9 protein-coding genes and 1 tRNA gene are annotated in these 10,985 nt (G+C 55.2%); 9 read left to right on the top strand and 1 reads right to left on the bottom strand.

Features of this window, described 5'->3' with window-relative positions; translation table 11 throughout:
• Positions 1 to 97: 97 nt before the first annotated feature.
• Together AXE65_RS08935 and AXE65_RS08930 are read left to right on the top strand one after the other, a co-directional pair.
• A tRNA-Arg gene (locus AXE65_RS08935) sits at positions 98 to 174 on the top strand.
• 27 nt (positions 175 to 201) lie between these two features.
• The gene (locus tag AXE65_RS08930) at positions 202 to 1,503 is read left to right on the top strand and encodes an MFS transporter (protein WP_068391093.1); all 1,302 of its coding nucleotides are present in this window, start codon (positions 202 to 204) and stop codon (positions 1,501 to 1,503) included.
• A 48-nt stretch (positions 1,504 to 1,551) separates the two neighbouring features.
• Here AXE65_RS08930 and AXE65_RS08925 read toward each other — a convergent pair whose 3' ends face one another.
• The gene (locus AXE65_RS08925; protein ID WP_068391092.1) at positions 1,552 to 2,235 is read right to left on the bottom strand and encodes a type 1 glutamine amidotransferase; all 684 of its coding nucleotides are present in this window, start codon (positions 2,233 to 2,235) and stop codon (positions 1,552 to 1,554) included.
• Between the two features lie 270 nt (positions 2,236 to 2,505).
• Here AXE65_RS08925 and AXE65_RS08920 point away from each other — a divergent pair, with 270 nt between their 5' ends.
• The 7 genes from AXE65_RS08920 (at position 2,506) to AXE65_RS08890 (ending at position 10,904) form a co-directional block, all read left to right on the top strand.
• The gene (locus AXE65_RS08920) at positions 2,506 to 3,717 is read left to right on the top strand and encodes a cytochrome P450 (protein ID WP_068391091.1); all 1,212 of its coding nucleotides are present in this window, start codon (positions 2,506 to 2,508) and stop codon (positions 3,715 to 3,717) included.
• Between the two features lie 2 nt (positions 3,718 to 3,719).
• A complete protein-coding gene (locus AXE65_RS08915; RefSeq protein ID WP_068391090.1) occupies positions 3,720 to 4,991 on the top strand; it encodes an FAD-dependent oxidoreductase in 1,272 nt (423 codons plus the stop codon).
• On the top strand, positions 4,988 to 5,431 hold the full coding sequence (locus AXE65_RS08910) for a flavodoxin domain-containing protein (protein WP_068391089.1): 444 nt from the start codon (positions 4,988 to 4,990) through the stop codon (positions 5,429 to 5,431). The genes AXE65_RS08915 and AXE65_RS08910 overlap by 4 nt, the downstream gene beginning before the upstream one ends.
• A 119-nt stretch (positions 5,432 to 5,550) precedes the next feature.
• A complete protein-coding gene (locus AXE65_RS08905) occupies positions 5,551 to 6,927 on the top strand; it encodes a glutamine synthetase family protein (RefSeq protein ID WP_068391085.1) in 1,377 nt (458 codons plus the stop codon).
• Between the two features lie 69 nt (positions 6,928 to 6,996).
• Positions 6,997 to 7,686, top strand: a complete 690-nt coding sequence (locus AXE65_RS08900; RefSeq protein WP_068391083.1) for a substrate-binding periplasmic protein — start codon at positions 6,997 to 6,999, stop codon at positions 7,684 to 7,686.
• Between the two features lie 201 nt (positions 7,687 to 7,887).
• Positions 7,888 to 9,816 carry a transglycosylase SLT domain-containing protein gene (locus AXE65_RS08895; protein ID WP_068391096.1) on the top strand — a complete coding sequence of 643 codons (1,929 nt, stop codon included), beginning with the start codon at positions 7,888 to 7,890 and terminating at the stop codon, positions 9,814 to 9,816.
• A gap of 131 nt (positions 9,817 to 9,947) precedes the next feature.
• Positions 9,948 to 10,904, top strand: a complete 957-nt coding sequence (locus AXE65_RS08890; RefSeq protein WP_068391080.1) for a DUF3829 domain-containing protein — start codon at positions 9,948 to 9,950, stop codon at positions 10,902 to 10,904.
• The last annotated feature ends 81 nt before the right edge of the window (positions 10,905 to 10,985 follow it).

Raw genomic sequence — 10,985 nt, 5'->3', positions numbered from 1 at the left:
GATTACCGCCATGACCGACAGCGGCGGTTTTTTTATCTTCCTTGGCCTGGCAACCTTGTTTTTGCTTTAAGCAGGTAAGTACCATGCCCGCTTTGCCGTCCCGGTAGCTCAATTGGATAGAGCATCCCCCTCCTAAGGGGAAGGTTGTGAGTTCGACCCTCGCCCGGGACACCATCTTTGCCCATACCACAAGCCCCTTGCATGCGTATTATCTGGAAAGCCTTTGGCACGTTGTACTTCGCCACTTTGCTGATGCTGATTGGCTCTTCCCTGCTCAATACCTATCTGGGACTGCATCTGGCCGAAAGCGGCGCGGCGGATTTTTGGGTCGGTGCGCTGATGGCGGCCAACTACTTTGGTCTGGTCATCGGCGGCAGGGTAGGGCATAGGCTGATTGCCAAAGTCGGCCATATCCGTGCCTATGTCGCCTGTGCCGGGGTAATGACGGCGGCAGTCCTCGCGCATGGGCTGATCGATGAGCTGTACCTGTGGCTCGCCTTTCGCGTGCTGATTGGCATGGGCTTGATGTGCCAATACATGGTCATCGAAAGCTGGCTGAACGAACAGGCCGAAGCCCGCGTGCGCGGCAAAGTATTTGCAGGTTACATGTTGGCGAGTTTTTCCGGCCAAGTGCTGGGGCAACTGGCGCTGCGCCTGCAAGCCGATTTTGCCGTGGATTTGCTGCTGCTGGTCGCTCTGTGTTTTGCACTGTGCTTGGTACCGGTCGCCTTGACCGGTCGATTGCACCCCAAACCGCTGCGCGTGGTGCCTTTTTCACCGATGTTTTTCTTTAAGCGCGTGCCACAGTCGCTGACCACCATGCTGATTTCCGGCCTGATTACTGGTGCGTTCTACGGCCTCGCCCCGCTCTATGCCATGCGCCAGGGCTTAGATACCAAACATATCAGTTGGTTTATGGGCATTTGCGTACTGGCCGGATTGCTTGCGCAAGCGCCATTAGGCTGGCTGTCTGACCGCTACGACCGCGCCCTGCTGATTTTTACCTCAGCGCTGCTGCTTGCCATCGCTGCATTGCCGCTCGCCTTTTTGCCGAGCATCCCGCTGGCGCTACTGTTTGCCTGCGGCTTTACCGTCTGCCTGTTGCAGTTTTGCCTGTACCCGCTGGCGGTTGCCTTTTCCAACGACCATATGGAATCCGAACGGCGTGTTGAACTCTCCGCCATGTTGCTCGTCACCTACGGCGTGGGTGCCTGCATCGGCCCACTGCTCTGTGGTTTGTTAATGCGCCTTTACGGCGCAAACATGCTGTACGTCTTCGCCAGCCTGTGCGCTTTATTACTCGCCCTGCGCGTACGCCCGGCCAGCGTCACCCACCTGTACCAAGCCAGCGACGCGCCGCTGCAACACGTTGCCGTTCCGGCAGACCTCAACCGCTCTCCACTTTCCACCGCCCTCGACCCGCGCGTGGATGAACAATGGGTCGAAGAGCAAATGCAAAACACTCCCGAAAGCGAAATACAAAGAACAGCAGTTGAGCCTTAAGACCCAATAAAAATACTATTGAAACGGGAACAGACCCTAGAGCAAGGGCTATCCTGCTTGCTGTAAAAAATCCCCAAGCAGCCGCCTGAAATTGTCGCGGTTGCGGGTTTCGTTGCTTTGGATTTGTTCGCGGATACGCTCCAGCAGTTCACCCGATTGGGCGTGAAAGCGCCTGCCTGCCTCAACGGTGAGCCATTCGTTAATCCAGCTGTCGTACATCGGTGTGGTGATTTCTGGATGGAACTGCACGCCCAGCGAGCGCCCGTGCCGATAGGCTTGCGGTGCCATGTCGGTGGTGCTGAGCAGCGTTGCGTTTGGCGGCACGCGAAAGGCATCAAAGTGAAAATCCAGCCAAGGCCCGCCGTGCGGCCAATCGTCGGTTAAGCATTGGTGCTCTAGACAGCCGATTTCCGGCGCGTGGTTGCGGTAGCACTCGCCGCCCAGCACGCGGGCGAGTATCTGGCTGCCAAAACAAATGCCCAGCGTCGGCACGCCGTGTTTTTGCACCTCTTTAAGCCAAGCCAGTTCTTTTGGCAGCCAAGGCAGGCGGTGGTCGTAGGCCGATTCGGGGCTGCCCATGACGATCAGCAGGTCAAGGCTTGATGGGGCTGGCAGGGGCGCAAAGACATCAGTGACATGCACGGTAATGCCCTGTTCGGCAAGCAGTTCCGGTAGGCTGCCTAATACATCGTTCGCCGCGTGGGTCAGTATCAGGGCACGGCTAGGTTTCATCGGGTATTCCTCTTAAATTGTATGAATTTATGTTGTGCGGCCAGCGCGAGCAAGGTTGCCCATGCTCGCGTACTGGCCGCTCTTGTGCAATGGGTGGGATTTTTCGCAGCCGCCCATTGGGCTATTGACAGCCGTTAAAAATCTTGAAAAATATAAAACCATATTTTATATTGTTTTTGAAAGCGCTGCCTTGTTGGCAAAATCTTGAGGGGCGGCACATCCACAACAAAAGCCCTGCACGACAGATGGGCAATAGCAAAGGAAATCCTGATGACTTCTTCCGCTGAACTGTTTGCCACCGCGCCTTATCTGGATGTCGCCAATCCGACCTTTTCCATCCGCTCGCCCGAGGTAATGGCCGCGCGGGAAAAGAGCTGGTTTGCGCGCACGCCCTACGGCATTGCCGTGCTGCGTTATGACGAGGTGAACAAGCTGCTGCGCGATTTGCACCTGCGCCAAGGCAGTTACGCTTGGCCTGCACACAATCAAGCGAGCGGCAGTTTTGCCCGCTGGTGGATGGATATGCTGCTGGGGCGTGAGGGGGCAGACCATTCCAGATTGCGTCGCCTCGCCAATCCGGCGTTTTCGCCCAAGTTGGTCAAGCAGATGGTGCCACGCTTTCAAGAGCTGGCTAATGCGCTGATTGATGATTTTATCGAGGACGGGCGCTGCGAGTTTGTCCATCAGTTTGCCGAACCCTACGCCACTCAAGTGATTTGCAGTCTGCTGGGATTGCCGCTTGCGGCCTGGCGTGAACTTTCCCATCTGGCCGCAGAAATGGGGCAAGCGCTGGGCGTGACCTACAAGCAGGATGAGGCGCGTATCAACGCGGCGACTGACCAGATGTTCGGCTACGCCCGCAGCGCGGTTGCCAATCTCAAGCAAGCCGGTTTGGGCGAGGATTTTTTAAGCAGCCTGATTCGTGCCAACGAGGCCGATAAAAACGCGCTGTCCGACAGCGAACTGGATGACATGATTGTGCTGGCGATATTCGGCGGCATCGATACCACGCGCAATCAACTGTCGCTTGGGATGGAGACCTTCCTCGCCCATCCTGAGCAATGGTCATTGCTCGGGCAGCAAGCGGAACTGGCACGCAATGCGGTCGAAGAAATCATGCGCATTCGCCCCACTACCACTTGGGTCACGCGCGAGGCGTTGGAAGATTTTGAGTTTCAAGGGCTGCACATCAAGCAAGGCACTACTTTGCACCTGTTTACCCACGCGGCCGGTACTGACCCGGCCGCCTTTGCCAATCCCGAATTTGACATTACCGCCAAGCGCCTGCCGCACTTTGGCTTTGGCGCGGGAACGCATCACTGCATCGGCCACTTTATCGCCCGTGGCGATATGACCGAAGCGCTCGCGCTACTCGCCCGCCGCTTAAAAAATCCACGGCTTGACGGCAAGCCAAGCTGGCTGCCGGATAGCGGTAATACCGGCCTTAGCCATCTGCCGATCAGCTTTGACAGGGTGCACTAGCCATGAACACAGCACAGCCTTGCATTGCCATTGTCGGCAGCGGGCCTTCGGCTTGTTACAGCGCACAAATGCTGCGAAAACACTGGAAAGAAGCGCAAATTGTGTTGATTGACCGCTTGCCCGTGCCTTATGGGCTGGTGCGCTACGGCGTAGCCCCCGACCATCAAGGCACTAAAGCGGTAACGGCGCAATTTGCCCGCTTGTTTGAGCGGGACAATATCCGCTTTTTAGGCAATCTGGAGATTGGCCGCGACCTGGCACTTACCGATTTGCGCAGTGCTTTTGATGTGGTACTGCTGGCGAGCGGGCTTGCAGGCGACCGTTCGCTTGGCATTCCCGGCGAGGACTTGCCGCAGGTTTATGGAGCTGGCCGCTTGACCCGTCATATCAACGCTCATCCCGATGAGACGGATTTTGTCGCCGAGTTTGGCGAGCGCTGCCTGATTATCGGCGGCGGCAATGTGGCTATCGATGTGCTGCGCCTGCTTATCAAGCCCGCGCACGACTGGCAGGGTTCGGACTTGCATCCCCATCTGCACGATAAGGGACTGCTTAACTCCCCGCCCACACAGCTTGCAATGGTCGTGCGCTCCACCGCCGCTGCCGCCAAGTTTGACCCGCTGATGCTGCGTGAACTTGGCAAAATCCAAGGCGTAGCTTTTCAAATGGAAGGAATGCTGGATAATCCAGAAGATGCACGGGTACGCGCTTTAGCCGAACTTTGCTCCCTTCACCCCGCTAATCCCCGTTGCACAGTGACTTTTTATTTTGGCTGGCAGCCCGAAGCGATTATTGGCCGCTCACGGGTTGAAGCCATGCGCTTTACCCGTGCAGATGGACAAACACTGCATCTGCAAGCCGACAGCCTGATTAGCGCGATTGGTTTTACCGAGCATCCTTCATCACTGTGCCGTGAAACGCTAATGACGGAACAAAGCAACTTAGAGCGCGGCCTGTTGGATAACGGGCTGTTTTGCGTCGGCTGGTTTCGCCGCGGCCCGACCGGCACCATTGCGGAAAATCGCCAAGATGCCAAACAAGTCAGCCAAGCGATTATTGCCGAGGTTGAGCGCGGCGCATTGCCTTGCGCTAAAGCCGGTGTTGCCGCACTGCCTGAGGATTTGCTTAAAAACTGCACCGACTACAGCGGCTGGCAGCGTATCGACACAGAGGAAAAGCAATGCGCCCCTGCCGGACGGGTGCGCCAGAAAATCACAGAGCGTGTCCAAATGCTGGCAGTTGCCGGAATTTCACCTCAAGGAGAACAACCATGAAGCTGCATATCTTGTTTGGCACCGAAACCGGCAACGCCGAAATGGTTGCCGATGACCTCGCCGAAGCGGCAGGCCGCGAGTTTGAGGTTAGCGTGCAGGATATGGCGCAATTGGATGTGAGCGAGCTTATTGAGCCGGATGGCCTTTATCTAATCGTCTGTTCGACCTACGGGGACGGCGAACTGCCCGCCAGTGCACAGCCCTTTGCGCAAAATTTAAGCGAACAACAGCCCAATCTGTCGGGACTGCGCTTTGCCATATTTGGCCTGGGTGACAGCTTTTACGCCACTTACAACCAAGGCAGCGCCTTAATCGCCGCGCAATTAACCGAGTTAGGCGCAAGCCAGGTCGGCGAGCGCGGGCTGCACGATGCCACCAGCGGCGAACTGCCCGGGGAAGTCGCGCAGGATTGGCTTAAAACACTGCTCACGCAGTTATAAACAAGCGCCCGCCGCTATTTGTGGAGAAAACTGCCATGCAATAAAAACAATAAATCCATATCTTAAATTTTCAAAAATGCCGCAATCGTCCATTCCAACGCCAATAACGGAGACTTTCTATGAGCGCCCTTGATTGTCACAAGGAACAAAACACCCAAAGCGACGCTGCCGCCGAAATCGCCGCACGTATCCGCGATGCTGGCGTGCAGTATCTCTACTACAGCAGCGTGACCGTTAGTGGTCGCGTGCTCGCCAAAGTGGTGCCCGCCAAACATCTGCTGCGCAATCTGGAACAAGGCATCAACTGCCACCGCACCGCCATTTGCGACCTGCAAGCCAGCCGCGAAGGCTCGTTGTTTGGCGGCGGTGCGCAAGCGGCGGAATTTACCGCCATGCCGGACATCGACAGCTTTAACGTGCTGCCTTGGGATGCCTCAGTCGGCAGTTTTTTCTGTCGCCTGTACGAGCCGGAGCATATCCACGAAATCGGCGGCCAGCCACTCGCTACCGATTGCCGTGGCCTGCTTTATCGCAGCCACCTGCGCTTTAGCGAAGATACCGGCCTCAGCCTTAAAACCGGCTGCGAGCCGGAAATGTCCTGGCTTGGCGACAAACTGGAAGTCCACGTGCGCCCGGGTGCCAGCCCGTCCTACCACATGGGCAATCTGGAGCTGATGCGTCCCATCTTCAAACGGGTGATCGAATACGCCAGCGCCTTGGGGCTAGATATGATTGAGGGCGACTATGAAGACCCCGGCCAACTGGAACTGAACTGGATGTTTGATTCCTGCGAAACTACCGCCGACCGAATGATGCTGTATCGGCTAATTTGTCGGCAGGTTGCCAGCGAGTTCGGCGTAAAAGCGAGCTTTATGCCAAAACCCACCACCGGCGCAATGGGCAATGGTTGTCACCACAACTTCAGCCTGTGGAAAGGCGACGAAAACGTCCTGGCCGAACCCGGACGGCGCGAACTGCATCTAACCGAAACCGGCCTGCACGCCCTGGGCGGCGTCCTCGCCCACGCGCCTGGCTCGATGCTGATAATGGCTTCGACCGTCAACTCCTACAAACGCTATTGGGATGCCGGACTGTTCGCACCGAATCGGCTCAATTGGGGTATGGATAATAAAACCTGCACCGTGCGTCTGTCCGCCAACGGAAGGCTGGAATACAAAATCCCCGATGCCAGCGTCAATCCGTACCTGTCCCATACCTTGCTGCTAGCCGCCATGCGTGACGGGTTGGAGCGCAAGCTCAGCCCCGGCGAGCCGGATAGAAGCGACAGCGTGCCGCGCGGCGTGGAAAAACGCACGCGTCTACCGCTCACCTTAGGCGAAGCGGTGCAAGCCTTTGAAGACGACCCGCTGATATTCAGTGCCTTCCCAGCCGATCTCGCAAACCTCTACCGCGACCTGAAAGCCGACGAATGGGCACGTTTTTGCTCCGTCGTCACCGAATGGGAACGGCACATGTATACCGACTATTTGCCATAAATCCTCCCCGGCCCCTCTCCCGCACGCGAGGAGAGGGCAAACAAAACACAAAACCCAAGGAGCAGCCCCATGCAAACCTTAAAAGTCATCTGCGCCGACCTGCCCGCGCCGCCGCTGTTCTGGCGCGATAAACAAGGCAAGCGCCACGGTTTTGAAGCCGACCTCGCACGCGCCATAGGTCAGCAATTAGGCCGCAAAACCGAATTTATCTACCGCAATTGGGCGGATTTTTACCCGGCCCTGAATAAGGGCGAAGGCGATTTGCTACTGTGCGGGCAGGGCATTTCCGATTTGCGTAAAACCTTGGCCGACTTTACCGCGCCTTACGCTGTCTTTGACGAAGCGGTGATGGTACTGCGCGGCAGCCCTATTCAGAGCAAAGAAGACCTCAGAGGCCAGCGTGTCGCCGCCATTGCCGGCAGCCTCAACATGGCACTCGCCGAAACCTTTGCGGGCTGCATCCGCGTGCCTTTTGACGGCAACACCGGCGATGTAATGGGCGATATGGTTAAAGCCCTGCGTGTCGGTGAAGTCGATGCCTTTATCGATGACGATGTCGCACTGGTGCCACTGGCCGAGCAACCTGACCTTGCCATTGCCTTTACTTGCCCCACCCATAATCCTTGGGGAGCTTTAGTCAAAAAAGGGCAGGGCGATTGGCTCACACAGGTCGATAATGCCTTGGTCGCGCTCAAACAAAACGGGCAGCTTAAACAAATCTGGCAACACTGGATGCCAAGCCTCGCCTATCCCTTCTAGTTCCAAGCCAGACCAATAGCGGCTACTTCCCCTCCCTTAAGCCCTTCTCCGGCAAGAGGGCGAAGGGGTAAATCTGTGCACTGTTTGGCATTTCTGGGAGATGCGCTTAAGGGATAGGGTGCTTGGCAGGCTCCCGGCGAGCGGCTAAGCTGTGCGCTTTATTTAACAATGGAATGTGTTGTTTTGTTTAATAAAAACGGTATGTCCGGTTATCTTTTGCGCCTGTTGCTGTGGTTTTTTATCGTTCTGCCTGGCAGCCAGATGGCTTGGGCAGTCTCACTGGCCGAGCAGCGCCAGTATTACAACAAAGCCAAAGCGGCGCTTGCCAGAGGTGACAGTAAACCTTATCAGCAATACGCCAAAGCCTTGGCGGATTACCCGTTGCTGCCTCATCTGGCCTATGACGAGCTAACCAACCGGCTTAAATACGCCAGTAACGAGGAAGTTGAAGCCTTTCTCGCCGCCAATGCCGACTTGCCGCAAATCAACTGGATGAAACTGCGCTGGCTGCGCTGGCTGGCCGAACGCGGGCAGTGGAAAACCTTCGTCAAGTATTACGATGAAAAACTGAACTTTGCCGAGCTGGACTGCTTGCACGCCCGCTATTTGCTCAGCTTGCGTGATAAAAAAGCAGGCTTTGCCGCAACCGAAAAACTCTGGCTGGTCGGTCGCTCGCAGCATGAATCCTGCGATACGTTGTTTGTGCTTTGGCGCAAAATGGGCGGCATGAGGGAGGCGCAAATCTGGCAGCGAGCGGTACTCGCCACCGAAGCGGGCAATTACAGCTTGGCGCGTTATCTGGCGCATGATTTAACAACGTTGAAAAAAGAAGCCGCGCTACTGGTGGAAGTCGCGCAGAAACCAAGAACAGTCATACAAACCGGCCGCTTTGCCAACACAACTGGAGCAATGGGCGATGTAGTGGCCTTGGGGCTGCGCCGCCTGCTGCGCGAAGATACGGAAAAAGCACTGGCGCTACTTGAGCAGTACAGCAAAAAACAGCGTTTTTTTGAAGCAACCCGTCTCGACTTGGCGCGCACCTTTGGCCTGACGCTCGCCAAGCGTTTTGACCCGCGGGCGCTCGACATCCTCAATAAATATGCTCCGGGTCTTGCGGATGACGACATTAGCGAATGGCGCATTCGCCTGCTGCTACGCCTTGGGCGCTTTGCTGAGGCGCATCAATACATCAAATACCTGCCCGAAAAACTTGCCAGTAGCAGCCGCTGGCGCTACTGGCGCGCACGCAGCCTGCAACTGGCGCAGCCGGATAATCAAGAATCCGCCGAACTTTACCGAGTGCTGGCCGAAGGGCGCGGTTTCTATGAATTTATGGCGGCAGACTTGCTGGGACTGCCCATGCAGCTTAATCACCGTCCGCTACCCGGCGAGGCACAGGCGCTAAAAAAAGTACAAACCCGCGCAGCGGTGAAACGTGCTCTGGAATTTTTCGCCCGTGGCGAAGAAAACGCCGCTTGGCAAGAGTGGTACAACGCAGTGGCTTATTTGCCGCAAGCCGAGCAGGTCGCGCTGGCTCGGCTGGCTTATCAGCGGCAATGGTATTTCCAAACCATCCGCACGCTGGCACTGGCTGAATATTGGGACGATTTGGAACTGCGCTTTCCACTGCCTTGGCAGCGCGAGCTAAAACAGGTGGCGAGCGAGCGCAAGCTGCACCCGAGCTGGGTTTTTGCCATTGCCAGGCAAGAAAGCGCCTTTCGCCTCGATGCCAAATCCAGCGCGGGAGCACTTGGCCTGATGCAGCTAATGCCTAAAACCGCCCGCGAAACGGCAAGGCGCTTTGACATTGCGCTTAAAAATAACCGAGACATCCTGATCCCAACGACCAATATCGTCTTGGGCACAGCCTATTTGGCGCAATTACAGGAGCAATTTGGCGGCAGCCGTGTGCTCGCCTCAGCCGCCTACAATGCAGGACCCTCGCGCGTGAGCAGTTGGCTGCAAAATGCAGACCATCTGCCTTGGGATATTTGGGTAGAAAGCATCCCGTTTAACGAAACCCGGCAATATGTGCAAAACGTGCTGAGTTATGCGTTTATCTACAGCCATCGTCTGGGTATGCCGCAGCCTTTTTTGGCCGAATACGAACATCGCTTAAATACCGATTAGCAGCGTTGCACTGAGTACTGTTAAACGTCAAGATAACCTACAACAGCAGTCATCCATCAGGAGATGTATCAGTAGTCTTTGCAGTCATTGTCTTATTGCTATTGCGCAGTACTTAGGTTCCAGGAGATACGATGAAACAATCCATCCTGCTGCTTTTGCTGTGCGGCCTGTTATTGGCGCTTGTCGCTTGCAAGGATAAACAAGCATCTGTCCTCCCGGCTGGGCAGGTGCTTTCTGCCGAAGAACAGAGTGATGCAAAATACAATGCCTATCGTCGCAGCGATGCGGAATTTTTTGGCGATTTTGCCTCGCGTTACCGGCAAGTTCACGCCATGCTCCAACAAGATTATGACTTTAATGATTTTTATTATTTCAGTGATGACCTGCAAAGTCTGCAAAATCATCTGCAAGGGGCGCTCGCCATGTCCGGCGAACATGCGCTGGATAAACCGGCTCTGGATTATCTCAATAGCATTAACGCCTTATTGCCGCTGGATAAAAAACTGACGGATTACAGTAACAATAAAAACGGGTTAAATGATGGCGGCGCGGCGCTTGGCTCGTTGTGCAGGCAATTGCTGCCATTGCTTAAAGCGACCGCCACGGCGCAGCACAATTTTAGCGCCGCCCTGCAACAGGTCGAAGACCACCGACTTTTAAATACCTTGCATAAATATAAACCAGGCTCATCACCGAGACACCGCTTAACCGCTCTCTATTATGCCAGACGCATTTATCAAGGTTTTGCCGATTGGTTTGCCGCTTACGATAATCAGGAGATGGATAATGAACAGCGCCTTACTATTAAAAGGCAATTGGAGCAGGATATTCTGGAATTCGATAAAAATGCCGAAAGCTATATCGCCAGCATGCCGGAAAAAGGCAGTTGTTCCCTGTTTATGAATAATCTGATTGATTTTATGGGCGAAAGTCGCGCACTGTTAACCAGCTTCACGCAAGGGGATTATTCCATTAAAAAAGCGGTCAATATCAATACGCCGCTGATCCGCCGCACCAATGACCGGCTTATCCTTAAACGCCATTACTTTAAAGTCATTGAAAGCTATAACCAGGGTGGTTGTTACTAAATTTTCATAAAATAAAGTCACATTTTTATATATAGGCATTCTGGCTGTCTGAAGAAGGATTTGACGAGTTCAGGCAATTTT

This window comes from Ventosimonas gracilis (assembly GCF_001580025.1).
Classification (GTDB): Bacteria; Pseudomonadota; Gammaproteobacteria; order Pseudomonadales; family Pseudomonadaceae; genus Ventosimonas; species Ventosimonas gracilis.
Note: the sequence above shows the minus strand (reverse complement) of the source record. Positions and strands in the feature narration are given on the sequence as shown.